Source organism: Bradyrhizobium sp. LA6.8, assembly GCF_040547935.1.
GTDB lineage: Bacteria > Pseudomonadota > Alphaproteobacteria > Rhizobiales > Xanthobacteraceae > Bradyrhizobium > Bradyrhizobium barranii.
The window spans coordinates 198760-225562 of record NZ_JBEPQQ010000008.1; the positions used below are offsets into that span (position 1 = coordinate 198760).

Below are 26803 nucleotides of genomic sequence, written 5' to 3' on the forward strand. Positions count from 1 at the left end.
TCGGCGTTGGTCTTGAGTCGGATCAACCGGCAGGCCGAGGCCCGATTTGCCCTGGGGAGAGCAATGTTTTCATTCAGCGACCTGTTTCAATGGGACCGATTCATAACCCCTACGATCATCAAGACCTTCTACTGGCTGGTGATCGCACTGATCTGCCTGTTCGGCCTTTCCGGAATCTTCTCCGGTCTCGCGACGATGGCGATCAGCCCGTTCGGCGGCTTCCTGGTGCTGCTGTCATCGATCGCGAGCATCGTTGTCGGCATCGTGTTCTCGCGCATCGCCGCGGAGCTGATCCTGATCGTCTTCCGCATCAACGAGCATCTCGGCGCGATCCGCGACCAGGGCGGCGGGGCGCGGTGAGGCGGCTGCAGGTGCCGTAGGGTGGGCAAAGGCGCAAAGCGCCGTGCCCACCATCCTTTCGCGATTTGAGAGAGACGTGGTGGGCACGCTTCCGCCTTCGCTCTTCGAGCTACGGCGGACAAGTCGCTTTGCCCACCCTACAGCACCGCTCTTTCGCGTCTTACGTATTGAACCTGAAGTGCATCACGTCGCCGTCGGCGACGACGTATTCCTTGCCTTCGAGACGCAGCTTGCCGGCATCGCGGGCGCCGGCTTCGCCGTTCAGCGCGACATAGTCCTCATACGCAATCGTCTCGGCGCGGATGAAGCCTTTTTCGAAGTCGGTGTGGATCACGCCGGCCGCGCCCGGGGCCTTGGTGCCGCGATAGATGGTCCAGGCGCGCGCTTCCTTCGGGCCCACCGTGAAATAGGTGATGAGGTCGAGCAGGGTATAGCCGGCGCGGATCAGGCGATCGAGGCCGGCTTCTTCGAGACCCAGCGTCTCCAGGAAGTCGGCACGCTCCTCGCGCGAAATGGTGGCGATCTCGGATTCGATCTTGGCGGAGATGACGACGGCAACGGCGCCTTCCTTGGCCGCCTGCTCCTCCACCGCCTTGGAGAACGAATTGCCCGTGGCGGCCGAGCCTTCCTCGACGTTGCAGACGTAGAGCACGGGCTTCGACGACAGCAGGCCGAGCATCCCGAAGGCGCGCTCCTCCTCCGCCTTGCGCTCGACGAGGCGGGCGGGCTTGCCCTCGCGCAGCAACACCAGCGTGCGGTTGACGAGGTCGAGCTGCTCCTTGGCGTCCTTGTCGTTGCCCTTGGCCTTCTTCGTGAGGTTGTCGACGCGCTTCTCGAGGCTGTCGAGGTCGGCGAGCATCAGCTCGGTCTCGATGGTCTCGATGTCGGCGAGCGGGGCGATCTTGCCCTCGACATGCGTGATGTCGGAATCCTCGAAGCAGCGCACGACATGCGCGATGGCGTCGACCTCGCGGATGTTGGCGAGGAACTGGTTGCCGAGGCCTTCACCCTTGGAGGCGCCGCGCACGAGGCCGGCGATGTCGACGAAGGTCAGCCGGGTCGGGATGATCTGCGCCGATTTGGCGATGGCCGAGAGCTTGTCGAGCCGCGGATCGGGCACGGCGACTTCGCCGACATTCGGCTCGATGGTGCAGAACGGATAGTTCGCGGCCTGCGCCGCGGCCGTCTCGGTCAGCGCATTGAACAAGGTCGACTTGCCGACATTGGGCAACCCGACGATCCCGCATTTAAATCCCATGGTCGTCCTCTATCCGTATTCGTCATGGCCGGGCCTGACGGAGAAAACGGCGCCCTATTCCTTGCCGTTCTCGTCCTTGGTCAAAAAGCCCTTCGCCTGCATGGCGAGATGCACCCTGTTGGCGAAGGTCGCGTCCGTGCCTTTGGCAACCAGTGCCGCGTGCTCGGCCACCGCCTCGCACAACGTCGCCACCCAGTCGTTGTCGGCCTTGGCGAAGTCCGACAGCACGTGGCCATGCACCAGCTCCTTGACGCCGGGATGACCGATGCCGAGCCGGACCCGGCGATACTCGTTGCCGATGTGCGCCGAGATCGAGCGCAGGCCGTTGTGGCCGGCGATGCCGCCGCCGATCTTCACGCGCACCTTGCCCGGTGGTAGCTCGAGCTCGTCGTGGAACACGGTGACGTCGCCGGGCGCGATCTTGAAGAAGCTTGCCGCTTCCTGAACGCTGCGGCCCGAGTCATTCATGTAGGTCGTCGGCTTGAGCAGGATGATGCGCTCAGTGCCGAGCGCACCTTCCGAGGTCTCGCCCTGAAAGCGGCGGCGCCATGGGGCAAAGCCATGACGCCGCGCGATCTCGTCGACGGCCATGAAGCCGATATTGTGCCGGTTACGTGCGTATTTCGCGCCGGGATTGCCGAGCCCAACAAAGAGTCGCATGACGCGGCGCGCCCCTCGCTCGGCGCGCGATCAAGGACCGCGCGCCCAGCTCTTTGAGAGATTACTTCTTCTTGTCGCCGCCGGCGGGAGCCTTGGCAGCCGCAGCCGGAGCAGCAGCACCCGCAGCCGGAGCCGCAGCGCCAGCCGCCGGAGCAGCCGCAGCAGCGCCCGGAGCTGCAGCCGCAGCCGCGGCCTTCTGCTCTTCGGCGTAGCCGGACGGCGGCACGATGGTGACGAGGGTCGCGTCCTCGCGGGTCAGCGCCTTCACGCCGGCCGGCAGCTTGACGTCCGACAGATGCAGGGAGTGACCGATTTCGAGTGAGCCGACATCAGCCTCGATGAATTGCGGGATGCTCTCGACGCCGCATTCGAGCTCGATCGAATGCGCGACGATGTTGACGGCGCCGCCGCGCTTCACGCCGGGCGAACCTTCCGCTTTCACCACATGCAACGGAACGCTGATGCGGATGGTGGCACCTTCGCCGAGACGCATGAAGTCGACATGGATCGGGAAATCCTTGACCGGATCAAGGTGATAGTCGCGCGGGATCACGCGGTGCTTCTTGCCCTCGAGGTCGATGTCGACCAGCGTGGTCAGGAACCGGCCGGCGAGGATGCGCTGGCGCAGTTCACGATCGTCAACCGAGATCGGGAGCGGGGGTTGCTTGTTGCCATAGATCACTCCGGGCACTTTCCCGGCGCGACGCTCAGCCCGGGCGGCCCCCTTGCCGCTCTTCGGACGTGCGGTCGCCTTCAATTCCTTGACGGTCGTCGCCATAGTCATAAGTCCTTGTTTTTGCAAAAGTTAATGGGCCGCAAGGCGGCCCATCGCGTCGCCGCAGCAAGCCTCCAGGGGTGCGGGGGCTGCGGACGTGGCGGGCTTTTACCCGGAAGACGCGGAAATGACAAGGAGAATGGGCCGCCTGGTGGGGTTCCACCCTTCCCTGGAGGGGGAGGGTAAGAGCGGCGGCCTTACGTCGGCGTTCCGCCGAACTTGGCCTCCAGCGCCACGATGCGCGCCTTCAGGGCCTCGTTCTCCTCGCGGGCGAGGCGGGCCATGTCCTTGACCGCCTCGAACTCCTCGCGCTTGACCAGGTCCATGTCGCGCAGGAATTTCTCGGCCTGGGTGCGCATCACGGTATCGAACTCGCGCTTGACGCCCTGGGCGGCACCGGCGGCGTCGTTCATCAGGCGGCCGATCTCATCGAAAAACCGGTTGTTGGTCTGGGTCATGTCGGTCTCCTGGCGGCCTCAGATAAACTTTGCGCGAACGCGCGAAAAGACAATGGCAATCCGGGCGAAACGGTTCAAGAGCCGATCGGCGGTATCCTTGTCATGCCCCGGTTTCCTTGCAATCGTATTCAACGTCCCTGCATAACAAGAATCAGAAGGCGCACGAGATGATCGATCAGCAGATCGCGATTCCCACCAAGGACGGCCACACCGCAACCTTCATCACCCATCCCGAACGCGGCGGGCCGTTTCCGGTCATCCTGTTCTACATGGATGCGCCGGCGATCCGCGAGGAGCTGCGCGACATGGCGCGCCGGCTCGCCACCTCGGGCTATTACGTGATGCTGCCGAACCTCTATTACCGCTCCGGCGTGATGGAGCTCGGCGCGCTGCCGGCTGATCCGAATGCACCCGAGCGCAAGCGCATGTTCCAGCTCATGGCCTCGCTCAACATTCCCATGATCATGGAGGACACCAGGGCCCTGCTCACCTATGCCGAGGGCCAGGCGGCTGCCAATACGAAAATCGTCGGCACCGTCGGTTATTGCATGAGCGGCCGCTACGCCGTCAACGCGGCCACGCACTTTGCCGACCGCGTCAAGGCCGCCGCCTCGATCTACGGAACGCATCTGGCGACCGACGAAGACAACAGCCCGCATCTCGCCTCAGGCAAGACCAGGGCCGAGCTCTATTTCGCCTGCGCCGAGACCGACATCTACGCGCCCGCCGAGGTCATCGAGAAGGTCAAGCAGGGCATGAGCGGTGCGAAAGCCGAGGTCGAGATCTATCCCGGCACGCATCACGGCTTCGCCTTCCCCAAGCGCCCGGTCTACGACCGCGACGCTGCCGAACGGCATTGGGAGCGGCTGCTGGCGCTCTATCGCCGCAATCTCGTTTAAGTCTAGAAGGCCTGATGCCCTTTCTGCTCATCGACTTTCCCGCCTTCAAGCCGATCGCGATCGAGATCGGTCCGTTCGCGATCCGCTGGTATGCGCTGGCCTATATCAGCGGCATCGTGTTCGGCTGGCTCTATGCGCGCTCGCTGCTGAAGAAAGAGCGCCTGTGGAACGGCCCCGCGCCGATGTCGCTGGTGCAGATCGACGACTTCATCCTGTGGGTCACGCTCGGCATCATTCTCGGCGGCCGCACCGGCTACGTGCTGTTCTACAATCTGCCCTTCTTCATCGATCACCCCGCCGCGATCTTCAAATTGTGGGAGGGCGGCATGTCCTTCCATGGCGGCTTCCTCGGCTGCGTCGTCGCGGTGATGTGGTTTGCCTATCGCAACCGCATCTCGATCCTGTCGCTGGGCGACATCACCACCGCGGTCGCCCCGGTCGGGCTGCTGCTCGGGCGCATCGCCAATTTCATCAATGGCGAATTGTGGGGTCGCGCCGCCGACCCCGGCCTGCCCTGGGCGATGATCTTCCCGAACGATCCCTCGCAGCTGCCGCGCCATCCGAGCCAGCTCTATGAGGCCGGCATGGAGGGCATCCTGCTGTTCACCGTGCTCGCGATCATGATCCGTTTCGGCGCCCTGAAGCGGCCCGGCATGATCCTCGGCGCCTTCATCCTGATCTATGGCCTGACCCGCATCGCCGGCGAGCATTTCCGCGAGCCGGACGTCCAGCTCGGCTTCCTCTGGGGCGGATTAACCATGGGCATGCTGTTGTCGATCCCGATGCTTATTGTAGGCCTCATACTTATTGTATTGGCTATCAGGCGCGGCGCGCCGAAGCCCGCCGGGGCTATCAGTTAATTCCTTTCGAGAAGACAGACCGTGACCGAACAGCCGCTACTCAACGAGATCAGGGCGCTGATCAAATCCTCAGGGCCCATGCCGGTCTGGCGGTACATGGAACTATGCCTGATGCATCCGCGCTATGGCTATTACGTCTCGCGCGATCCGCTCGGGCGCGAAGGCGACTTCACCACAGCGCCCGAGGTCAGCCAGATGTTCGGCGAGCTCCTGGGGCTGTGGACCGCCTCGGTGTGGAAGCAGATGGGCTCGCCGCAATTCCTGCGGCTGATCGAGCTCGGCCCCGGCCGCGGCACCATGATGGCGGATGCCCTGCGCGCGCTGCGCGTGCTGCCGCCGCTCTACCAGGCGCTTCACGTCCACATGGTCGAGGTCAATCCCGTGCTGCGCGAGCGGCAGAGTGCGACGCTGGCAGGCGTGCGCAACATCGCCTGGCACGACAGCATCGACGACGTGCCGGAAGGCCCGAGCATCATCCTCGCCAACGAATATTTCGACGTGCTGCCGATCCGCCAGATGGTGAAGCGCGAGAACGGCTGGCACGAGCGCGTGATCGAGATCGATCCCAACGGCAAGCTTCAATTCGGCGCGGCCGCCGACCCGACGCCGCGCTTCGACGTGCTGCTGCCGCCTCTGGTGCGCGCCGCTCCCGTTGGCGCCGTGTTCGAATGGCGACCCGACGGCGAGATCATGAAGCTCGCCACGCGCGTGCGCGACCAGGACGGCGCGGCGCTGATCATCGACTACGGCCATCTGCGCAGCGATGCCGGCGACACCTTCCAGGCGATCGCGCGCCACACCTTCACCGATCCCCTGAAGGCGCCGGGCCAGGCCGACGTCACCGCCCATGTCGACTTCCAGGCCCTGGCGCGCGCGGCCGAGGATGTCGGCGCCCGTGTGCACGGCCCGGTGACGCAGGGCGATTTCCTCAAGCGCGTCGGCATCGATACCCGCGCGGCTGCCCTGATGCAGAAGGCGACCCCTGAAGTCGCCACCGACATTTCGGTGGCGCTCAAGCGCCTGACCGATACCGGGCGCAGCGGCATGGGCTCGATGTTCAAGGTGCTCGGCATCTCCGAGCCGCGGCTGACCGGCATCGCCGGCCTCAGCGATCTCGACCGGGCCGGAGGCGCCTCATGACGCTTGCTTCGTCGCTGCTGTCGGCCGTGCCCGGCCTGCGCCATGCCTTCTTCACCCGCGAGGGCGGTGTCTCAGGCGGGATTTATTCTGCGCTCAATGGCGGGCTCGGCTCCAACGACGATCCGGCGCATGTCGCGGAGAACCGCCGCCGCATGGCCGAGCATGTCGGCGTCGCCCCGGAGCGCTTCATCAGCCTGCACCAGATCCATTCACCCGATGTCCTCGTTGCCGAAGCGCCGTGGCCGAGCGGACCGCGGCCGAAGGGCGATGCGCTGGTCACGAAAACACCCGGCATCGCGCTCGGCGTCTCCACCGCCGATTGCGGGCCGGTGCTGTTCGTCGATCCCAACGCGCGCGTGATCGGCGGCGCCCATGCCGGCTGGAAGGGCGCGCTGACCGGCGTGCTGGATCAGACGATCTCGGCGATGGAGAAGCTCGGCGCCACGCGCAGCGGCATCATCGCCGCGATCGGCCCCTTGATCCGCCAGGACAGCTACGAGGTCGGCAACGAGTTCGTGGCGCGCTTCATCGAAGCGGACGCGGACAACGCCATGTTCTTCATCCCGTCGGTGCGCGCCGGACACGCGATGTTCGACCTCGCCGGCTTCATCCGGAGGCGGCTGGAAGTCGCCGGCATCCTGATGATCGACGATCTTGGCCTGGACACCTATGCCGACGAGCGCTTCTTCAGCTATCGCCGCTCGGTGCATCGCAAGGAGCCGGATTACGGCCGCCACATCCACGCGATCGCGCTCGAGGGGTAAGCTGGCCGTCGCTTCGTTCTTGCTTCAAAACGGCCTTGACTCTCCACCTGCTGGAAACCGCAGAAACGCGGAATGAAGCAACGCACCTACAGCATCGGCGAAGCGGCACGGCTCTGCGGCATCTCGGTCCGCAAGCTTCGCTTCTATTCGGACGAGGGATTGTTGCCGCCGGCAGACCGAACTGCGAGCGGCTACCGCGTCTTCACGGATAGCGAACTGTCCGACTGGAGCTCATCCGCTGTCTCCGTGATGCCGGCCTTGGCCTGGATGCGATCCGGGAGGTCCTCTGCCAGGAGCTGTCGCTTGCCGAGGCTCTGAAGCTACGGCTCGAAGCGCTGGAGGCGGAGATCGCCGCTCAGCGCCGCGTCGCCGCCGCGCTGCGGGCTGCGTTGCGTTCACCGCAACTCACCGAAGCCGATCTGAGGAGATTTTGGAGCATGACGCAACTGTCCCGCGTGGAACGACGCAACGTGGTTGAACGCTTTTTTGAAAGAGTGTCCGACGGCATCAACATCGATCAGGAATGGGTCCGCCAGATGGTGGAAGCGACCGTCCCGGAACTGCCCGACGCGCCAACGCCTGAGCAATGCGACGCATGGATCGAGCTTGCAGCGCTCCTGAGCGATCCCTCCTTCATCGCCAATATGCGAGCCAACGCTGGCGATGTCTGGGATCGCGAGGTCATCGATATGAAGGCCTGTCAGGAAGCAAGCGACGCTATAGTGCTCAGGGCGAAGCAAGCCATCGAACAGGGGCTTGAACCGTCATCCGCGCAAGCCAATGAGCTGGCGCGGGATTGGCTGGAGATCTCGGCTCGCCTGATGAACCAGAAGCCCGACGCCGGCTTCCGTAACTGGATGCGCACGAAATATGTCCGGCACGATGCTCGCGCGAACCGCTATTGGGAACTGGTGGCGATCATGAGAGGGCAGTCCCCCGACTCCAGCCCAAACCGGGAATGGGTGTGGATCCAGGCTGCGATGCGCCATCATCTGGCAGCCTGAGCGAGCATGCACATCGCGGCCGGGCCGCCCACCGGCCCCGGCCCCGATGCGCTCCAGAGGCCGATGTAGCATTCCCGCCCTAGACGTTAATGCGTTTTAACGATATCGCTGCCCTCCATAATGAGGGACGCGTCATTCATCCTGGGCCGCGCGGGTTCGCGTGTGCTGGCGGTCATGCTGCTGGCGGCGGCGGTCGCGCTTGGCGGCTGCGCCGGCGGCGGCGGCGCCGCCAACTCCTATGCGATGGCGCCGAGTACCGGCTCAGGGGCGACCGTGGCCTTCGAATCGATCGACGGGCCGCCCCCGCAGGTGTTCGACCGCATGGTCGGCGTGCTCGACAGCGAATCCAAGCTGCGCAGCCTGTCCGTCGTCTCCCGCGAGGGGACGGCTGCCTATCGCGTGCGCAGTTACCTCTCCGCCCAAATCGTGCGCGGCAAGACCGTGATCGCCTGGGTCTGGGACGTCTACGACGCCAACCAGCAGCGGGCATTGCGCCTGTCCGGCGAGGAACTGACAGCCGCCAAGGGCGGCCGCGATCCCTGGGGCGCCGCCGACGACCTGGTGCTGCGGAAGATCGCCCAGGCCGGATTCAGCGGACTTTCCAACATGATCAACGGAACCCCGGACGCGCCGGGCACTGTTCCCGGCTTGCGGGGACCGGCGGTGGCCAGCGTGATCCCGGAGGCTCCGGCGGCCGAGATGCCGGCCTCGGCGCTCGGCTACGCCGAGCGATAACCCCCGCTAAACCACGGCCCCAAGTTGCCGCCAAACCGTTGGCCCGACTCAGGATTTCGGAGGGAAAACGTAGCATCCCGGGTTGCCATTGCAGCCCCCGGCCTGATATTTCCTCGCCCGTCATAACCGTGCTCCCAGTGGGTATTCTCTGATGTTGAACGTCGTATCCAGCAAAGCGCGGGAGGAAGCGTCCATGTCGGCCAAGAACGGCTCCATCAAGCTTGTCGCCGGCAACTCAAACCCGGCTCTCGCGCAGGCCATCGCGCAAGGCCTCGACCTGCCGCTGACCAAGGCGGTGGTACGGCGCTTCGCCGACATGGAGATCTTCGTCGAGATCCAGGAGAACGTCCGTGGCTCGGATGCCTTCGTCATCCAGTCGACCTCGTTCCCCGCCAACGACCATCTGATGGAACTGCTGATCATCACCGATGCGCTGCGCCGCTCCTCGGCACGCCGCATCACCGCGGTGCTGCCCTATTTCGGCTACGCCCGGCAGGACCGCAAATCGGGTTCGCGCACGCCGATCTCGGCCAAGCTCGTCGCCAACCTGATCACGCAGGCCGGCGTCGACCGCGTCATGACGCTCGACCTGCATGCCGGCCAGATCCAGGGCTTCTTCGACATCCCGACCGACAATCTCTACGCGGCGCCGCTGATGGTGCGCGACATCAAGGACAAGTTCGACCTCTCCAAGACGATGGTGATCTCGCCTGACGTCGGCGGCGTGGCGCGCGCACGTGGCCTTGCCAAGCGCATCAACACCCCGCTCGCGATCGTCGACAAGCGCCGCGAGAGGGCGGGCGAATCCGAGGTCATGAACGTGATCGGCGACGTCGCCGGCTACACCTGCATCCTGATCGACGACATCGTGGATTCCGGCGGCACGCTGGTGAACGCGGCCGACGCGCTGATCGCCAAGGGCGCCAAGGACGTCTACGCCTACATCACCCACGGCGTGCTCTCCGGCGGCGCGGCCGCCCGCATCGCGGGCTCGAAGCTGAAGGAGCTCGTGATCACCGACTCGATCCTGCCGACGGAGGCGGTGACCAAGGCTCCGAACATCCGCACGCTTCCGATCGCCAGCCTGATCTCGGACGCCATCGCGCGCACCGCGGCGGAAGAGTCGGTGTCGAGCCTGTTCGACTAGTTTTTCCGATCCCGGAAGGTCTCGTAGGGTGGGCAAAGGCGCAAAGCGCCGTGCCCACCTTTTCTTTTTATATTGAAGGTGGTGGGCACGCTTCGCTTTGCCCACCCTACGATCTTGTGCCCTGACGCGCCGTAGCCCGCTTCGCGGCCCCGACGGGTTGTTGCCAACGACCGCCCATGACATCATCCGGATACCAAGTCATCTCTGCCCCCCGGGATTCCTGATGCCGCGCCGGAAATTTGCCTGGGAGAAGCTGTCGGATGACGAGTTGCTCAAGCAGCGCCTCTCCAGCCTGAGGGTTACCGTCAAAGGCACCTGGCTCGAGGACTGCGTCAGCACGCTCCATGAGGAGCTCGAAGAGCGGGGCATCCGGCTGCGACCGCACACATGGATCTCGAGCGAATGGTTCAGTCCGGGCGATGTGCCGGGCATCGCCATCCCCTTCTATCTCGCCCATCCCCGTCTGATGAAGCTCGAGAAGAAGATGATGTTCGACGTCGAGGGCGGAACCTGGCGCGAGTGCATGGGTATCCTCCGTCACGAGGCCGGCCATGCCGTGCAGCACGGCTATCAGCTGCAGCGCCGCCGGCGCTGGCAGCAGCTGTTCGGCCCGTCGTCGAAACACTATCCGCGCTACTACCGGCCCAATCCTGCCAGCAGGCGCTACGTCCAGCATCTCCGGCTGTGGTACGCGCAGAGCCATCCGGATGAAGATTTTGCCGAGACCTTTGCGGTGTGGCTGCGGCCGCGCTCGAACTGGCGAACGCGATACGCCGGCTGGCCCGCACTGAAGAAGCTCGAATATGTCGACGAGCTGATGAGCGAGATCGCGGGAAAGCGGCCGCTGATCACGACGCGGGAGCGTGTCGATACGCTGGGCCGGCTCAGCCAGACGCTCGAAGACCACTACAAGAAGAAGCAGGCGTTCTACGCCTTCACAGCGCCGAAGACCTACGACCGCGACCTCTCCCGGCTGTTTTCAGCCGATCCACGGCATCACCGGTCAAAGCCGGCTTCGGCCCTGATCAGGCGGCACCGCGCGCAGATCAGGCAGCTGGTCGCGCGGTGGACGGGCGAGAACCAGCTCACGCTCGATGCCGTGCTCGATGATATGATCTCCCGCTGCCGTGAGCTCGATCTGCGCGCCGTCGGCCCCGAACAGAAGCTCGTTCTCGATTTCACCGTCCTCGTGACCGCCAAGACGATGCACGCGCTGTTTGGCCCGTCTCGGCGCAAATGGATCGCGCTATGAGACGCTCACGCATTCTGGTGCTGATGCATCCGGACTTCATGCCTCCGGACTCCTCCGACGGATACACGCCGCAGGAAATCAACAACTGGAAGACGGAATACGACGTGGTGAGCACCTTGCGTGCGGCCGGCCACGAGGTTCGCGCCCTCGGTGCGCAGGACGAGATCAAGCCGATCCGCGAGGCGATCGAAGAATTCAAGCCGCACGTGGTCTTCACGCTGCTGGAGGAATTCCACAACAACGTCGCCTACGACCAGCACATCGCCAGCTATCTCGAGCTGATGAAGGTCCCTTATACCGGGTGCAATCCGCGCGGCCTGATCCTGGCGCGCGGCAAGGATTTGTCCAAGACGCTGGTGCATCACCGCCGGATCGCAGCGCCGGCCTTCGCCGTCTTCCCGATGCGCCGCAAGGTGAATCGCCCGACGCGCCTTGCGCTGCCGCTGATCGTCAAGAGCCTGAACATGGACGGGTCCTTCGGCATCTCGCAGGCCTCGATCGTCGATACCGACGAGAAGCTCGCGGAGCGCGTCGCCTTCATCCACGAGCGGGTCGAATCCGCCGCCATCGCCGAGCAGTTCATCGAGGGGCGCGAGCTTTATGTCGGCGTGCTCGGCAACAACCGGCTGCGCGTCCTGCCGGTTTGGGAACTGAAATTCGGCAGCATGGGCGGGCGCAGATCACGGCACATCGCCACGGAGAAAGCCAAGCACGACACCGACTATCAGGAGAAGCTCGGCATCGTCGACGGGCCGGCCAAGGACCTCGCGCCCGAAGTCACCGCGCGCATCCAGCGCGCCGCGAAGCGCATCTACCGGGCGCTTGGCCTCGACGGCTACGCGCGCATCGATTTTCGTCTCGCCGCCGACGGCACGCCGTATTTCATCGAAGCCAATCCCAACCCCGAGATCGCCAAGAGCCAGGAGTTCGCCACGGCGGCCCAACATGCCGGACTCAAATATCCGGATCTCCTGCAGCGCATCCTGACGCTGGGGATCAGCCGGGCCAAGGCGGGGGTGTCGCTGGGGTGATGGCGGCTTGCGCAACTATCGTAGGGTGGGCAAAGGCGCAAAGCGCCGTGCCCACCTTCTTTGTTTGCGATAGAGAATGGTGGGCACGCTTACGCTTTGCCCACCCTACGAGACCTATTGCGCCTCGGCCTTCGCGCTCACCACGTCCGCAAATGACTTGAAGAACTCCCCCGCCAGCTTCGTCGCGGTCGAATTGATCAGCCGCGCTCCCAATTGCGCGAGCTTGCCGCCGATCTGCGCATCGACTTCGTAATGCAACACCGTCACGTCGGCACTCTCGGATTCCAGCCGCACCACCGCGCCGCCCTTGGCGAAGCCGGCGACGCCGCCGGAGCCTTCGCCCGAGATGCGATAGGAGTTGGGCGGATCGAAATCGGACAGCGTCACCTTGCCGCTGAACGTCGCCTTCACCGGGCCGACCTTGAAGACCACCGTCGCAGTCATCTCGTTCGGGGCGGTCACCTCGAGCGACTGGCAGCCCGGGATGCATTGCTTCAGCACAGCGGGATCGTTCAGCGCCGCCCACACCTGCTCGCGTGAGGCGGGAATTCGCTGGCTGTCGTTCATCTGCATGATCGGTGTCTCACTCTCTGCTTGCTGTTTGATTGGCCGCGCGCTGGCCACGCCGGCGTTCTCTGGTGATCTCGGCGAGGATCGACATTGCGATCTCCTCCGGCGTGATCGCGCCGAGATCGAGCCCGGCCGGCGCCTTGAAATCGTCGATCGCGGCGGCATTCGCGCCTTCCGCGAGAAGCTTGGCGCGCAACGAAGCCATCTTGCGGCGGCTGCCGACGAAGGCGTGGTAGTCGGCTCTGGTCGCGACCGCGGCACGCAAGGCGGCTTCATCACCCTTGCCTTGCGTCGAAACGACGACGAAGCGCTTTGCGTCGTTGAGCTCGCCGAGGTGATAACCATCGATGATCGCATCTGCATCCGGCTGCGCCGTGCGATCGGCCGCGGGCGCGGCGAGCGTGACGTGATAACCGAGCACGCGCGCCTGCGCCGCAAGCGACAGCGCCACCGGGCTCGCACCGAAAATAACCAGCGAGGGATGCGGCAGCACCGGCTCGACGAAGATGTCCATCGTGCCCTTGCTCGGGCACATGTTGCTGGCGAAGCGAATGCCGTCGCGGCTCTCGCCTGCGCTGACGCCCAGCTCGGCCAGCAGGTTCTCCGGCTGCACCGAGACCATGCGCGGCTCGCCATCGGCGAGCGCCTCGCGCGCCGCCTTCAGCACCGCGCCCTTGGCGCAGCCCCCGCCGATCCAACCCGCGACGATGGTGCCGTCGGCGGCGATGATCGCCTTGGCGCCAGCCTTCGCCGCGGTCACCGACACCGTGCGCACCACCGTCGCGAGCACGAAGGCGCGCTCGGCGGCCTTCATCTGAGCGACTACATCAAGCACTTCGACATGAGCGGTCATCGGAAGCCTCCTCAAAGCTTCGCCAGATAGGGTTCGAGCGCACGCAGGCTTTGCAGCGAATTCGCGGGCGCATAGAGATCGACATGCGGCAACGCAGCTCTTATGCCCCGCGCCTCGGGCGTGTAGCCTTCCCACGCCATCATCGGGTTGAGCCAGACGATGCGGCGACAGCGCCGGTGCAACGCCGCCATCTCGCGGCCAAGCAATGCGGCATCCCCGGTCTCGTAGCCGTCGGACACGATCATCACGCAGCTGCGGGAATGGATCACGCGCGCGGCGTGCCAGCGATTGAAGGTTTGCAGGCTCTCGCCGATCTTGGTGCCGCCGCCCGCGCCTTGCGCCATGATCGAGAGCCGGTCGAGCGCGCGGCCGGCGTCTTTCTCCTTCATCGCGTCGGAGACGTAGGCGAGGCGCGTGTGAAACAGGAACGCCTCGGCCTCGCGGAACTGGTCGAGCACACCGTGGATGAAGCGCAGGAACACGGCGGTGTACATGCTCATCGATCCCGAGGCATCGAGCAGCACGACGAGCCGCAACGGCTTGTTCTTGCGCTGGCGTTTCACCAGGCTGATAGGAACGCCGCCATGGCTGATGTTGCGATGAATGGTGCGGCGGAGATCAAGCCGGTAGCCGCGCCGGCGCGCGAGATCGCGACGGGTCAGCCGCGTGCGCATTGCCTTGGCGAGCGCTGCTGCGGCCTCATGGGCCTGCGCGACCTGGTCTGGGTCGCTCAGCTTCCTGAAATCGACCTCGGCAAGATTGTCGGCGCGTGAAGCACCTTCCATGCGGCCCTCGCCGGAGCGGCCTTCCGGCGCGTCGTCGGAGGACGGAAGCTGGTCGACGGCGGACTGGTTACTGCCCTGCTCTGCCGCGGCATCCTGCAAGCTCTTCAGCGAGGGATTGCTGGCGCCCGGTGTTGATCCAATCGTGCGGGAGCGCGAGCGCACGCGCTTGCCCAACCAGAACGCGTCGAACAGTCCGTCGAACTTATCCCAGTCGGATTTGCGTGCCGAGAACAGGTGCTTGAACGCCGCGCGCAGCAGGTTCGGCCGGGCCGCATAGCCCGCGGTCATCAGCGTCGCCGCATCCTGTCCCTCGGCGAGCCCGACGCGAAAGTCGGCATCGCGCAGCGTGCGCAGGAAGGCGGCAAGCCTCGCGGACACGAGCCGGGAGACCTCATTGAGGTCGTCATATCCCGGGCTGGAGCCACAGCAGCTCATGCGACCTTCCCCAGCAGGCGCTGCGTCACCTCTGGCGTGACACGGGCGCGGTCTTCGTGAGTCTTCAACAGGCAGACGAGCGTCTCATGCACAATCTCGGGTGCGTCGTGAAGATTGGTTACGTCGAGGCCGACGAGAGCTGCCGCCCAATCCAGCGTCTCCGCGACACCGGGGACTTTTCGCAGCTCCTCCTTGCGCACACCCTCGACCATGCGCGCGATCTGGAGCGACAGCGACGGGCTGGCGCCCATGACGCGCGCCAGGATGATGCGGGTCTCGCGGTCGACGTCGGGATAGTCGACATAATGATAGAGGCAGCGCCGGCGCAACGCGTCGGACAGCTCGCGTGTGCCGTTCGAGGTCAGCACGACATGCGGGATCGCGACGGCCGCGATCGTGCCGAGCTCGGGGATCGAGACCTGGAAGTCCGACAGCAGCTCCAGCAGGAAGGCCTCGAACTCGTCGTCGGCGCGGTCGATCTCATCGATCAGCAGCACCGGCGCCTGTGCGCGGCGGATCGCGGCAAGCAGCGGACGCTCCAGCAGGTACTTTTCCGAGAAGACCTGATCCTCGATGCTGTCGGTGCCGCGATGCGCCTGGATCGCAAGCAGCTGGCGCTGGTAGTTCCACTCGTAGAGTGCGGAGGACTGATCGAGCCCTTCATAGCATTGCAGCCGGATCAGCTCGGTCGCGTGCACTTTGGCGAGCGCCTTCGCCACTTCCGTCTTGCCGACGCCCGCCTCGCCTTCGAGCAGCAGCGGACGCCGCAACAATTGCATCAGCGAGATCGCAGTCGCGAGGTCCGCATCGGCGATGTAGCCCGATGCGGCCAAGGCATGCGCGATTTCGTCTCGATTCTTCATTGGTCCTCGAACTGAATGCCGCACGTTCCGTGGCCCTCATGGTTCGAGACGCGCGAAGACGCGCTCCTCACCATGAGGGTCTATGACCTCATCCTGAGGAGCGGCGCGTACGCCGCGTCTCGAAGGATGCGGGCCCGGCTCTCGCCAATCACCCTACGCCACCGCGCCGAGATCCTTCGCCGCCTTCCAGTTGCGCCAGAAGTCGTGCGGCATCTGGATGTGCGTGCTGCCCAGGAACGAGAACGCGTCGTTGACGGCGTTGGAGAAGGCCGGCACGCCGCCGACATTCGGGCTTTCGCCGACGCCCTTGGCGCCTATAGGGTGATGCGGCGACGGGGTGACGGTGAAGTCGGTTTCCCAATGCGGCGTCTCCACCGCGGTCGGCATGAAGAAGTCCATGAACGAGCCGGTGACGACGTTGCCAACCTCGTCGTAGCGGATCTCCTGGCCCATCGCGATGGCGAAAGCCTCGGTGAGGCCGCCATGCACCTGGCCCTCGATGATCATCGGGTTGATGCGGGTGCCGCAATCGTCGAGCGCGTAGAAGCGCCGGACCTTGTACACGCCGGTATCGACATCGATGTCCATCACGCAGAGATAGGCGCCGAACGGATAGGTCATGTTGGGCGGATCGTAATAGCTGACCGCCTCCAGCCCCGGCTCCATGCCTGGCGGCACCGAGTTGTACGCCGCCCAGCAGATGTCCTTCATCGACATGAACTTCTCCGGCAGGCCCTTCACCCGGAAACCGTCGATGTCGAATTCGAGATCGTCCTCGTGGACCTCGAGCTTGTAGGCCGCGATCATCTGCGCCTTGGCCTTGATTTTTCGCGCAGCCATCGCGATCGCCGCGCCCGCCACCGGCGTCGAGCGCGAACCGTAGGTGCCGAGCCCGTAGGGCGCGGTGTCGGTGTTGCCCTCTTCCACCATGATGTTGTCGGCGGGAATGCCGATCTCGGTGGCGATGATCTGGGCCCAGGTGGTCTCGTGGCCCTGGCCCTGGCTCTTGGTACCCATGCGCGCGATGCCCGCACCGGTCGGGTGCATGCGGATCTCGCAGGAATCGAACATGGCGATGCCGAGGATGTCGCAGTTCTTCGACGGGCCAGCACCGACGATCTCGGTGAAGAAGGAGATGCCGAGCCCCATGATCTCGCGGGTCTCGCCCCGCGCGAACGCGGCACGCTTCTCCGCCTGCTCTTTCCGGAGCGCAGCGTAGCCGGTCGTCTCCATCATCTTGCGCATGGCGGTGTGGTAATCGCCGGAATCGTATTCCCAGCCGAGCGCCGAGTGATAGGGGAACTGCTCCGGCTTGATGAAATTCTTCAGCCGGAGTTCAGCAGGGTCCATGTTGAGCTTCTGCGCCAGAATATCCATGGCGCGCTCGATGCAGTAGGCGGCCTCCGTGACGCGGAACGAGCAACGGTAGGCGACGCCGCCCGGCGCCTTGTTGGTGTAGACGCCGTCGACAGCCAGATGTGCGGTCGGGAAGTCGTAGGAGCCGGTGACAATGTTGAAGAAGCCGGCCGGCCATTTCGACGGGTCGGCGCAGGCGTCGAACGCGCCGTGATCGGCGAGCACGTGCACACGCAGCCCCGTCACCTTGCCGTCCTTGGTCGCGGCGACCTCGGTTGTCATGTGATAGTCGCGCGCGAACGAGGTCGCGGTCAGGTTCTCGATGCGGTCCTCGACCCATTTTACCGGCTTGCCAGTGACGATGGAGGCAACGGCCGCACAGATATAGCCGGGATAAGCACCGACCTTGTTGCCAAAGCCGCCGCCGATGTCGGGCGCGATGACGTGGATCTTGTGTTCCGGCAATTTTGCGATCAACGCCACCACGGTGCGGATCACGTGCGGGGCTTGGAACGTGCCGTAGATCGTCAGCTCCCCCTTGATCTTGTCGAAGGAGCAGACGCACTGGCAGGTTTCGAGCGGCGACGGATGGGTGCGGTGATAGGAGATCATCTCCTTGATCTTGACCTCGGCCTTGTTGAAGGCCGCGTCGGTCAATTCCTTGTCGCCGACGGTCCACTCGAAGATGTGGTTGTCGTGCTTGCGCGGACCATGCGCGCCGGACATCTTGCCGACGAGATCCTCGCGCAGCACCGGCGCGTTCGCGTCCATCGCCTTGAAGGGATCGACCAGCGGCGGCAGCGGCTCGTATTCGACGATGACCGCGTTGATGCCGTCATCGGCCGCATAGCGGTCGGTGGCGACAACGAAGGCGACCTCCTGATTCTGAAACAGCACCTTGCCGTCGGCCAGAACCATCTGCACGTCGCCGGCCAAGGTCGGCATCCAGGCGAGGTTCACGGTCTTCAGCGTCTCAGCGGTGATGACCGCGAGCACGCCGGGCACCTTTAGCGCCGCGCTGTCGTCGATCTTCTTGACGCGCGCATGCGGATGCGGCGAGCGGACGAAGTCGCCGTGCAGCATGCCGGGCAGCTTGACGTCGTCCACGTAATTGCCCTTGCCCTGGGTGAAGCGGATATCCTCGACGCGCTTGCGCTTGCAGCCCATGCCTTCGAGTGCGGCGGTGCGTTGTTCCCGCGTGGGAGTGAGGTCGTTCATTCTGCGGCCTCCTGGAATTCCACGCCGTTGATTTTGGCGGCGGCGTATTGAATGGCTTTGACGATGTTCTGGTAGCCGGTACAGCGGCAGATGTTGCCGGAGATGCCCATGCGGATTTCCGGCTCGCTCGGCGAGGGATTTTCCTTCAGCAGCCGATGCGCGCGGACAATCATGCCGGGCGTGCAGAAGCCGCATTGCAGACCGTGCATCATGCGGAAACCTTCCTGGAGCGCCGAGAGCGTGCCGTCGGCATTGGCCATGCCTTCGATCGTGGTGATGTCACTGCCATCGGCCTGCACCGCAAACATGGTGCAGGACTTCACCGACATGCCGTCGATATCGACGGTGCAGGCGCCGCAATGCGTCGTCTCGCAGCCGATATGGGTGCCGGTCATCTGCAGATTCTCGCGGATGAAATGCACCAGCAGCGTGCGCGGCTCGACGAGGCCTTCGACCTCGGCGCCGTTCACCTTCATGGTGACGTGTGTTTTAGCCATCGATCCCCCTCCCTTACTTCGCGACAGCGGCGGCGCGCTGAAGCGCGCGCGTCACCATGATGCCGCCGACATGTTTTCGGTATTCGACCGGGCCGCGGGCATCCGCAGCTGGCGCCATGATCGCTGCGGCCGCAGCGGCGGCCTTCTTCAACGTCGCCGCATCGAGGCTGGTGCCAATCACGGCCTTGGCGGCATCGGCGGCCAGCAGCGGCGTCTCATGGACGTTGGTGAGCCCGATCGCGCAGGTCGCGACCTTGCCGCCGGACATGGTGAGAACCACGGCGGCGGCGGCGGTGGCGTAGTCTCCGACCTTGCGCTTGAGTTTTTCGTAGGCGTAGCCGTGGCCGGCCGCGGGCACGGGAACCGAGACGGAGGTCAGGATCTCGCCGGGCTCGAGCGCGGTGAAATAGGCGCCCTGATAGAAGTCGGCCGACGCGACGTCGCGGGAGCCACCCGGGCCTTCGAGGCGATAGGTTGCCCCCAAGGTCATCATCAGCGCGGGCATGTCATTGCCGGGATCGCCATTGGCGACATTGCCGCCGATCGTGCCGCGGTAGCGCACCTGCGGGTCGGCGATCAGCAGTGCCGCTTCATGCAGGATCGGCATCGACTGGGCGATTTCGTCGGAGGCCAGCAGCTCGTGCTGGGTGGTCATCGCACCGATGACAAGATTGTTGCCGTCGCGGCTGATGCCCTTGAGGGCGGCAATGCCGTGCAGGTCGATCAGATGGGCGGGGGTGGCGAGCCGAAGCTTCATCATCGGCACCAGGCTGTGCCCGCCGGCCAGGGGCCGGGCATCCTCGCCGAGGTCTGCCAAGAGCTTGACGGCATCGGCGACACTCGCCGGCCGGTGATAGCTGAATGAGCCTGGGATCATCATCTCCTCCTCGTCGTCCTTTGCGCGTGACGGCGCGGACGTTGGGGGGAGGCTCACTCCGAGAGAGGCGCCCCGCAATCATTCGGGCACGGAACAGCGGATTTCGCACGAGTTGCGGCGGGGAACGCACGAATTGCGTCAGGTGAGGCGACGTATGGCGCGGCGGCCACCTACCCTCCCCTGGAGGGGGAGGGGCGACCGCGCGAAGCGCGGGCGGGGTGGGGTGATCTCTCCACTCGGGGAGTATTCATCGCGGAGGGACCGTCACCCCACCCCGCTCCGCTCCATGCGAAGCGACCCTCCCCCTCCAGGGGAGGGTAAGAAAGAACGCGCCTCCCGTGCGGCCCGACTCTACGCGTGCCGCCGGTTCGCCAGCCCCAGCCGCGCCTTTACCTCGGCGATCTTCGCCCGGCTCACGGGCACCCGGTGCGGCGACGGGCCGTCGAGCTCGAGCACGGCGCCATCCCCCTCTTTCCGGACCAGCGCGACATGGGGGATCGCGACGATATGGCTGCGGTGCACCCGCAGGAACAGCGAGGGATCGAGCTGGGCCTCGGCCTCCGAGATCGACCAGGGGCACATTCGCTCGCGGGTGCCGTCGTGAACACGGGTGTAGTGCGCATCGGCCCGGACGCTGCGGACATTGGCCGTCTCGATGAAGTGCGTGCCGTCGGCGCTCTCGACCGGCAACCGGGGAACCGGCGCGCGGGGCGGCTGGCCGAGACCGCCGAGCGGGGCCACCGGGCGCGGAGCTGCGGCCGGCGCAGCGATCAGTTCGATGGCGGCCGCCGCGACCGGCGAAGCAGCAGGTTCGGCAGCAACAGAGGTCGACGTCTGACGCCGCTGGTCGGGAACCAGCGACAGCAGGAAGCCGGCTGCGATGACGAAGCACAGCACCGCAACGATGATCGACAGGATTTGCTGCGACGCGGCAAGACCGCCGCCGGCATGGTGATGCGCCGCGCCGGTCAGCGGCTCGAAATGCATGCCGAGCATCGCCGTGTAATGCATGCCGGAGACGGCGATGCCGAACGCAACCGAACTGACGATTAGCCGGACGCCCTCCTGCTGCGCCAGGAAGGCGCGCAACCCGCCATAGGCGGTGACGATCGCGACCACGACCGAGAGCAGCACCATGGTCCGGTCGTGGACGATACCGAAGGGACCGGCGAGCCCGTGAATGCCGACATAATGCATGCTGGCGATGCCGACGCCGAGCAAAACGGCCGACGAGGCCACTCGCTTCAGGGATGGCTCGCCGATCGAGACAAAGAACAAGGAGATGCCGACCACCAGCGCGCAGATCAGGAACGAGATGATGGTGGGAAGAACGAGATAGACCGTGTCCGGTGGCAGCGGCGCGGCCAGCATGCCGACGAAATGCATGGTCCAGATGCCGACGGCCAGAAACGCAGCCGCACCCGCGAGCAGAACGCGGTTGCTGACGCCGGGCGTGTTGCGGATGCGAGCAGCAAGCGCAAAGCCGGTATAGCCACCCAGACTCGCGACCGCCACAGAGAGCGCGACGAGATAGGGATCGTGTCCTTCGAACATGATCTTGTCGGCCGCCCGTCTCCACGGCACGGCCTCCTCCCGCCGCCGACTTTATAGGGACGGCGACGGGATTGACAATCAGCGGCGTGTGAGCGGACGGCTACACGATGCCCGCCGCGACCTGACCGCGCAGGCGCTCCAGACCGAGCAACGTCTCGGCACAGGCTGCGGCGACCTCGACGCCCTTGATCGCGAAATGCCTGCGGAAGAAATCGTAGTGCACCTCGGTCTCGTGGAATTGCTGCGGCGTCAGCACCGCGGAGAACACCGGCACCTCGGTGCGCAGCTGCACGTCCATCAGCGCCTTGATCACAGTGTCGGCGACGAACTCGTGGCGGTAGATGCCGCCGTCGACGACGAGGCCCGCCGCGACGATCGCGGTGTAGCGCCGTGTCTTGGCGAGGATCTGCGCATGCAGCGGGATCTCGAACGAGCCCGGCACCTCGAACACGTCGACATGATTGAGGTGACGCGCGGCTGCCTCCCTCACGAAGGCGATGCGGGCCTCCTCGACCACGTCGCGGTGCCAGCAGGCCTGCACGAAGGCCACCCGCTGCGGTTTCGCGAAGCGCGGATGCTCGGGTGCCGGATCCTGCGGAACCGGCGGTTGGGTGACTTCGGAAGTTTCGGTTTGGGGGTCTTGCAACATCTGATTCATGGCTTTCCTTCAAAGGACCAGAATCAGGGCACACGGAACGACAAGCAGCCGCACCTTGCGATGCGTCTGCCACCGACCGTTCTCTTTCATCCGGACTTTAACCGTCGGCTTCGGAGTTGCACCGAATCTGCTGACCCTTCCCTTCGGCAAAATTCCTTTCCAGGAAGATCCTTGGGGGAAGGCGCTCGCGGGCTTGGGCCTTGCGACCCTTACCGCCGGTGGGGACTTTCACCCCGCCCTGAGAACATCGGCCGCCCGGGATGAACGGCCTGACCGGAAATATGACGCCGCCCGGCGGCCGCAGCAAGCTCGTTCCGCATGAAAAACCGCATGGTCCCATGCCGCCATGACGGGTGTGACCTCGCCCGGCGGAATTAACGATTGGCGCGCCATCGGCGAATCCGATTCCGATTTGTTCTCATTCGTTAAGAATTGTGGCGGAGATGAGCTGTGGACGAACGAGTCCTGGCTTGTGGACGGACTCGGCAGCCAGTTGCGCAGATTCCGCAAATCACATCACTTGATCCGCGACAGGCTCGCGCTGATCCGAGGGGATCGCGACAGCGACGTTGAGGGAGCGCGCCGGGCCGACCGCGTGCGTATCAAAGACAACAAAAAGGCAAGAGGTCGAGACGGAATGTCCCTGCTCGAAGGCACTATCGATTCCAGAAATCACCCGCTCGCGGTGGTCGAGGACATCGCTGCCAGCAACAACTGGCCGTTCGAACGCTCCGGCGAAGACGAGCTCACGATTGTCTCCAAGGGACAATGGACCGACTATCAGATCTCCTTCACCTGGATGGGCGAGATCGAGGCGCTGCATCTGGCCTGCGCCTTCGACATGAAGATTCCGGTTGCGCGGCGGAGCGAAGTGCAACGGCTCGTCGCTGCGGCCAATGAGCAATTGTGGGTCGGCCATTTCGACCTGTGGATCAACACCGGCATGGTCATGCATCGTCAGGCCCTGGTGCTACCCGGCGGCCTGACCGCCTCGACCGCGCAATGCGAAGCCATGCTCGCCGGCGCCATCCACGCTTGCGAGCGCTACTTTCCGGCGTTCCAGTTCGTGGTGTGGGCCGGCAAGACCACCGCGCAGGCGATGGACGCGGCGATGTTCGACACGGTCGGAGAGGCGTAAGGCCTCTCTCCAAGATGGTGAGGGGCGCGCGCCCCCTCCTCAGCATCGTCCCGGACAAGCGGAGCGCAGATCCGGACCCATACCGCGTGATGTCTCCGTATCGCGCGATGCTTGTTGCTCCGCCCTCCATCCACTAGAACCGCCTGTGGTTATGGGTCCCGGCCTTCGCCGGGACGACACCTTTGTTTGTGGTGACCACAGTGGCAGACAGCAGCACTCTCAAGAACATCACCGGCACTATCCTCCTCGCCGGCGCCGGCAAGATGGGCGGCGCGATGCTGACCGGATGGCTTTCAGGCGGACTCGACCCGCGTCGCGTCGCGGTGATCGATCCGCACATCTCACCTGAGATCACCGCGCTTGCCGCCAACGGCGTTGCGCTCAATCCCGATGTCAGCGCCGTCGGCATGGTCGAGACGCTGGTCGTCGCGGTGAAGCCGCAGATGTTCCGCGAGGCCGGCGCCAGGCTGAAGCAATTCGTCTCGGACAAGACCTCGGTGGTCTCGATCATGGCGGGAACCACAATCGCATCGCTCGAAGAGGTCTGCGGTGGCGCCGTGGTGCGCGCGATGCCGAACACGCCGGCCGCGATCGGCCGCGGCATCACGGTCGCCGTCGCGGCGAAGAACGTCAGCACCACGCAGCGCGCGGTGGCTGACGCGCTGCTACGTGCGACCGGCTCGGTCGAATGGGTCGAGGATGAAGGCCTGATGGATGCGGTCACAGCGGTGTCCGGCTCAGGCCCGGCCTATGTGTTCCTGCTCGCCGAAGAGCTCGCGCGCGCCGGCGTCGAGGCCGGACTGCCCGAGGCGCTGGCGACGAAGCTTGCACGCGAAACCGTCGCAGGCTCTGGTGAGCTTCTGCATCAGTCCGAGCTTCCCTCCAGCACGCTGCGCCAGAACGTCACCTCGCCCGGCGGCACCACGGCCGCGGCACTCGGCGTGCTGATGGGTGAGCCGGGCCTGCGCGATCTGATGATCCGCGCGATCGCAGCCGCGACGAAGCGGTCGAAGGAACTGGCGAAGTAGCGAGGTGTCGTAGGGTGGGCAAAGCGGCTTGTCCGCCGAAGCTCGACGAGCGAAGGCGGAAGCGTGCCCACCAACTTCGTTCGCGACCCCGAAAAGATGGTGGGCACGGCGCTTCGCGCCTTTGCCCACCCTACGCTATGGCGCTCGCCGCTACGCCCCGAGCCGCTTGTTGAACATCTCGACATTCACGAGCCCGCGCGCGTGGCGGCCTTCGCCGAGCCTGCGCGTGCCCTCGAACGCCTCGACCTCGAAGCGGATGACGCGGCGCTCGACTGCGACCACCTTCGCGGTGGTCCGCACCGTCGCGCCGACGAGAGCGGCTGCGAGGTGGCGGATGTCGACTTCGGTGCCGACGGTGACCCAGCCCGGCTGAAGCGCGGCGCGGATCGCATCGCCCGACGTCATCTCCATCTCCAGGATCATCATCGGCGTCGCATAAACAAAAGGCATGCCGGGCACGAAATGCCCGACCGTCCGCTCAGCCGGCACCACCAGCGTGCGCTCGGCGCTCATGCCGACCTTGATGAAGTCGCGTGCGTCCATGGGGGCCTCACACACGGTGTCGTCCCGGACAAGCGAAGCGCAGATCCGGGACCCATAACCACAGGATCGAGTTTGACGAAAACTCGGAGTTACCAACTCGCCCCACAACCACGCCCTGTGGTTATGGGTCCCCGCGTTCGCGGGGACGACACCTGTGTTAGTCGAACCGCCAGGCGCTACTTCTTCGCAGCCGCCGCGCGCTCCACAAAGGTCTTGCCGCCCTTCATCTTGTGACGGAGCGGGGCTTCGTTGATCTGGATGACGACGGCATCGGCATCGACGCCGAGATTCTTCACCAGGGCCTGGGTGATGTCGCGCATCATGCCGGCCTTCTGCTCGTCGGTGCGGCCTTCGGCCATGCTGACGGTAATCTCAGGCATCGTTCTCTCCCTTGCGGCCGAACACCGGCCATTGACGGTCGCCATCAAACAAGACGTGGATGCCTGGGACAAGCCCGGGCGTGACGGCCTTCCGGAATGGCTATCCCCACTTTACGTCATGGCGGCCCAGGACTTCGCGCACCTTTGCGACGAGGTCGGCTTCGCCGCACGAGAACTGCGCCGGGCGGCTCTCGCGCCACTCCTGGTTGGAGGCGATGGCGGCGGCGGCCTTGGCGCCTTCGATCAGATCCTTGATCTGCAGCTCGCCGCGCGCCTTTTCATCCGAGCCCTGGATGATCACGCAAGGTGAGTTGCGGCGGTCGGCATATTTGAGCTGGTTGCCCATGTTCTTGGGATTGCCGAGATAGAGCTCGGCACGAATGCCGGCAGTGCGCAAGGACGCCACCATCTTCTGGTAATCGGCAACGCGGTCGCGATCGAACACGGTGACGACGACGGGGCCAAATTCGGACCGCGTGTCGAGCTTGCCGAGCAGCGTCAGCGCGGCCTGAAGCCTGGACACGCCGATCGAGAACCCGGTCGCCGGCACCGGCTCACCGCGGAAGCGCGAGACGAGGCCGTCGTAACGTCCGCCGCCACCGACGGAGCCGAAGCGCACCGGGCGGCCCTTTTCATCCTTGGTCTCGAGCAGCAGTTCGACCTCGTAGACGGGGCCGGTATAGTATTCGAGGCCGCGCACGACGGAGGGATCGATGCGAATTCGATCTTCTCCGTATCCCGCAGCGGCGACAAGCTGCGCAATATCGCCTAACTCAGCGAGACCTTTACTGAAGAGACTCTCGCCTTCCATTTCAAAGAAGCGTTTCGGCAGCTCGCCTTCCAGATGATTGTGCCATGTGCCGTCTGGAAGTTGTTCGAACTTAAATTTGAACTGCAAACTTAGACGAACCGCCTCGATTTGATCGGAATCCAATCCTGCGCCCTTGGTAAAGTCGCCGCTTGGATCTTTTCTCCCGGGACCGAGTAGCTTCTCTACTTCCGCCCACTCAAACTTGTCAGCCTTGTCGATTGCCCTGAGCACAGTAAGGCGTCGGCCGGCGTTTTCGCCGCCCCCGAGCCCGATGCTCTCCATTACCCCGTCGAGCACTTTGCGGTTGTTCACTCTCACCACATACTGGCCGCGCTGGACGCCGAGCGCCTCCATCGTGTCCGCGGCCATCATGCAGATCTCGGCATCCGCCGCCGGTGTCGCCGAGCCGACCGTGTCGGCGTCGAACTGCATGAACTGGCGGAAGCGGCCGGGGCCGGGCTTCTCGTTGCGGAACACGTAGCCGACGCGGTAGCTGCGGTAGGGCAGGACCAGACCGTCGGTCCCGTAGCGCTCGCCGACGTAACGCGCGAGCGGCGCGGTCAAATCGTAGCGCAAGCTGATCCACTGCTCGTCGTCGTCCTGGAACGAGAACACGCCCTCGTTCGGACGGTCCTGGTCGGGCAGGAACTTGCCGAGCGCATCGGTGTATTCCATCGCCGGCGTTTCCACGGGCTCGAACCCGTAGAGCTCGTAGACGGCGCGGATCTTCTCGACCATCTCGCGCGTCGCCCGGATCGCGGCGGGGTCGCGATCCTCGAGCCCGCGCGGCAGGCGCGCCTTCAGTTTCTGGGGTTTTTTGGGTTTCTCGGCCATGCGCGGCGTTTACCAGCCGACGCGCGGTGCGGCAACCGAAGTTCGCTTTACCTCTCCCCG

29 protein-coding genes and 1 riboswitch are annotated in these 26803 nt (G+C 64.9%); of the genes, 13 read left to right on the forward strand and 16 right to left on the reverse strand.

Features of this window, described 5'->3' with window-relative positions; genetic code table 11:
* Positions 1-63: 63 nt before the first annotated feature.
* A complete protein-coding gene (locus tag ABIA90_RS32645; protein ID WP_063985551.1) occupies positions 64-360 on the forward strand; it encodes a DUF4282 domain-containing protein in 297 nt (98 codons plus the stop codon).
* A gap of 160 nt (positions 361-520) precedes the next feature.
* On the opposite strand, the gene ychF is transcribed toward ABIA90_RS32645, so the two are convergent.
* The 4 genes from ychF to ABIA90_RS32665 all read right to left on the reverse strand — a co-directional run bounded on the left by ychF (position 521) and on the right by ABIA90_RS32665 (position 3511).
* Positions 521-1618 (reverse strand): redox-regulated ATPase YchF, encoded by a 1098-nt coding sequence (gene ychF, locus ABIA90_RS32650; RefSeq protein ID WP_028151572.1) that lies wholly within the window; start codon positions 1616-1618, stop codon positions 521-523.
* A 54-nt stretch (positions 1619-1672) separates the two neighbouring features.
* Entirely contained in the window at positions 1673-2278 is a 606-nt protein-coding gene (pth, locus tag ABIA90_RS32655) for an aminoacyl-tRNA hydrolase (RefSeq protein WP_085399290.1), read from the reverse strand.
* A 61-nt stretch (positions 2279-2339) separates the two neighbouring features.
* The gene (locus ABIA90_RS32660) at positions 2340-3056 is read right to left on the reverse strand and encodes a 50S ribosomal protein L25/general stress protein Ctc (protein WP_063985553.1); all 717 of its coding nucleotides are present in this window, start codon (positions 3054-3056) and stop codon (positions 2340-2342) included.
* Between the two features lie 194 nt (positions 3057-3250).
* Positions 3251-3511 carry an accessory factor UbiK family protein gene (locus tag ABIA90_RS32665; protein ID WP_071909564.1) on the reverse strand — a complete coding sequence of 87 codons (261 nt, stop codon included), beginning with the start codon at positions 3509-3511 and terminating at the stop codon, positions 3251-3253.
* A gap of 167 nt (positions 3512-3678) precedes the next feature.
* Between ABIA90_RS32665 and ABIA90_RS32670 the strand changes: the two genes are divergently transcribed.
* The 10 genes from ABIA90_RS32670 (at position 3679) to ABIA90_RS32715 (ending at position 12343) form a co-directional block, all read left to right on the forward strand.
* Positions 3679-4410, forward strand: coding sequence for a dienelactone hydrolase family protein (locus ABIA90_RS32670; RefSeq protein WP_354120900.1), 732 nt, complete (start codon positions 3679-3681; stop codon positions 4408-4410).
* A gap of 14 nt (positions 4411-4424) precedes the next feature.
* Positions 4425-5270, forward strand: coding sequence for a prolipoprotein diacylglyceryl transferase (gene lgt / locus ABIA90_RS32675; protein WP_354120899.1), 846 nt, complete (start codon positions 4425-4427; stop codon positions 5268-5270).
* Between the two features lie 21 nt (positions 5271-5291).
* Complete coding sequence (locus ABIA90_RS32680) at positions 5292-6410, forward strand: class I SAM-dependent methyltransferase (RefSeq protein ID WP_354120898.1); 1119 nt, start codon at positions 5292-5294, stop codon at positions 6408-6410.
* Positions 6407-7174 (forward strand): peptidoglycan editing factor PgeF, encoded by a 768-nt coding sequence (gene pgeF / locus ABIA90_RS32685; RefSeq protein ID WP_354120897.1) that lies wholly within the window; start codon positions 6407-6409, stop codon positions 7172-7174. Before ABIA90_RS32680 ends, pgeF begins: the two co-directional genes overlap by 4 nt.
* A 72-nt stretch (positions 7175-7246) precedes the next feature.
* The gene (locus ABIA90_RS32690) at positions 7247-7492 is read left to right on the forward strand and encodes a MerR family DNA-binding transcriptional regulator (RefSeq protein WP_354120896.1); all 246 of its coding nucleotides are present in this window, start codon (positions 7247-7249) and stop codon (positions 7490-7492) included.
* A 119-nt stretch (positions 7493-7611) separates the two neighbouring features.
* Entirely contained in the window at positions 7612-8178 is a 567-nt protein-coding gene (locus tag ABIA90_RS32695; RefSeq protein WP_354120895.1) for a hypothetical protein, read from the forward strand.
* Positions 8179-8298: 120 nt separating this feature from the next.
* Positions 8299-8913 (forward strand): hypothetical protein, encoded by a 615-nt coding sequence (locus ABIA90_RS32700; RefSeq protein WP_208084535.1) that lies wholly within the window; start codon positions 8299-8301, stop codon positions 8911-8913.
* Positions 8914-9106: 193 nt separating this feature from the next.
* Positions 9107-10060, forward strand: coding sequence for a ribose-phosphate pyrophosphokinase (locus ABIA90_RS32705; RefSeq protein ID WP_028151562.1), 954 nt, complete (start codon positions 9107-9109; stop codon positions 10058-10060).
* A 223-nt stretch (positions 10061-10283) separates the two neighbouring features.
* A complete protein-coding gene (locus tag ABIA90_RS32710; RefSeq protein ID WP_166344657.1) occupies positions 10284-11312 on the forward strand; it encodes a putative zinc-binding metallopeptidase in 1029 nt (342 codons plus the stop codon).
* Positions 11309-12343, forward strand: coding sequence for a D-alanine--D-alanine ligase family protein (locus ABIA90_RS32715; protein WP_354120894.1), 1035 nt, complete (start codon positions 11309-11311; stop codon positions 12341-12343). Before ABIA90_RS32710 ends, ABIA90_RS32715 begins: the two co-directional genes overlap by 4 nt.
* 114 nt (positions 12344-12457) lie before the next feature.
* Here ABIA90_RS32715 and ABIA90_RS32720 read toward each other — a convergent pair whose 3' ends face one another.
* From ABIA90_RS32720 to ABIA90_RS32760, 9 genes are all read right to left on the reverse strand, one after another.
* Complete coding sequence (locus ABIA90_RS32720; RefSeq protein ID WP_166106123.1) at positions 12458-12916, reverse strand: SRPBCC family protein; 459 nt, start codon at positions 12914-12916, stop codon at positions 12458-12460.
* 10 nt (positions 12917-12926) lie between these two features.
* Positions 12927-13766 (reverse strand): XdhC family protein, encoded by an 840-nt coding sequence (locus tag ABIA90_RS32725; RefSeq protein ID WP_354120893.1) that lies wholly within the window; start codon positions 13764-13766, stop codon positions 12927-12929.
* An 11-nt stretch (positions 13767-13777) separates the two neighbouring features.
* On the reverse strand, positions 13778-14986 hold the full coding sequence (locus ABIA90_RS32730; RefSeq protein WP_354120892.1) for a vWA domain-containing protein: 1209 nt from the start codon (positions 14984-14986) through the stop codon (positions 13778-13780).
* Positions 14983-15849, reverse strand: coding sequence for an AAA family ATPase (locus ABIA90_RS32735; RefSeq protein ID WP_354120891.1), 867 nt, complete (start codon positions 15847-15849; stop codon positions 14983-14985). Before ABIA90_RS32735 ends, ABIA90_RS32730 begins: the two co-directional genes overlap by 4 nt.
* 153 nt (positions 15850-16002) lie before the next feature.
* Positions 16003-18423, reverse strand: coding sequence for an aerobic carbon-monoxide dehydrogenase large subunit (locus ABIA90_RS32740; RefSeq protein WP_354120890.1), 2421 nt, complete (start codon positions 18421-18423; stop codon positions 16003-16005).
* Positions 18420-18920 carry a (2Fe-2S)-binding protein gene (locus ABIA90_RS32745; protein WP_063985567.1) on the reverse strand — a complete coding sequence of 167 codons (501 nt, stop codon included), beginning with the start codon at positions 18918-18920 and terminating at the stop codon, positions 18420-18422. The genes ABIA90_RS32740 and ABIA90_RS32745 overlap by 4 nt, the downstream gene beginning before the upstream one ends.
* A 13-nt stretch (positions 18921-18933) precedes the next feature.
* Positions 18934-19797, reverse strand: coding sequence for an FAD binding domain-containing protein (locus ABIA90_RS32750; protein ID WP_354120889.1), 864 nt, complete (start codon positions 19795-19797; stop codon positions 18934-18936).
* A gap of 351 nt (positions 19798-20148) precedes the next feature.
* Positions 20149-21351 (reverse strand): MHYT domain-containing protein, encoded by a 1203-nt coding sequence (locus ABIA90_RS32755; protein WP_354120949.1) that lies wholly within the window; start codon positions 21349-21351, stop codon positions 20149-20151.
* A 100-nt stretch (positions 21352-21451) separates the two neighbouring features.
* Positions 21452-22009: a 6,7-dimethyl-8-ribityllumazine synthase gene (locus ABIA90_RS32760; RefSeq protein ID WP_354120888.1), complete on the reverse strand. Its 558-nt coding sequence runs from the start codon at positions 22007-22009 to the stop codon at positions 21452-21454.
* A gap of 74 nt (positions 22010-22083) precedes the next feature.
* Positions 22084-22259, reverse strand: a riboswitch (FMN riboswitch).
* Between the two features lie 387 nt (positions 22260-22646).
* Here ABIA90_RS32760 and ABIA90_RS32765 point away from each other — a divergent pair.
* Both ABIA90_RS32765 and proC read left to right on the forward strand, forming a co-directional pair.
* Positions 22647-23147, forward strand: coding sequence for a type III secretion system chaperone family protein (locus ABIA90_RS32765; protein WP_354120887.1), 501 nt, complete (start codon positions 22647-22649; stop codon positions 23145-23147).
* A 191-nt stretch (positions 23148-23338) separates the two neighbouring features.
* On the forward strand, positions 23339-24175 hold the full coding sequence (proC, locus tag ABIA90_RS32770; protein ID WP_354120886.1) for a pyrroline-5-carboxylate reductase: 837 nt from the start codon (positions 23339-23341) through the stop codon (positions 24173-24175).
* Positions 24176-24325: 150 nt separating this feature from the next.
* Here the strand turns inward: proC and ABIA90_RS32775 are convergent, their stop codons facing one another.
* From ABIA90_RS32775 to hisS, 3 genes are all read right to left on the reverse strand, one after another.
* On the reverse strand, positions 24326-24718 hold the full coding sequence (locus ABIA90_RS32775; RefSeq protein ID WP_354120885.1) for a thioesterase family protein: 393 nt from the start codon (positions 24716-24718) through the stop codon (positions 24326-24328).
* Between the two features lie 176 nt (positions 24719-24894).
* Positions 24895-25143 (reverse strand): tautomerase family protein, encoded by a 249-nt coding sequence (locus ABIA90_RS32780; RefSeq protein WP_071909549.1) that lies wholly within the window; start codon positions 25141-25143, stop codon positions 24895-24897.
* 55 nt (positions 25144-25198) lie between these two features.
* Entirely contained in the window at positions 25199-26743 is a 1545-nt protein-coding gene (gene hisS, locus ABIA90_RS32785; RefSeq protein ID WP_354120884.1) for a histidine--tRNA ligase, read from the reverse strand.
* Positions 26744-26803 lie beyond the last annotated feature (60 nt).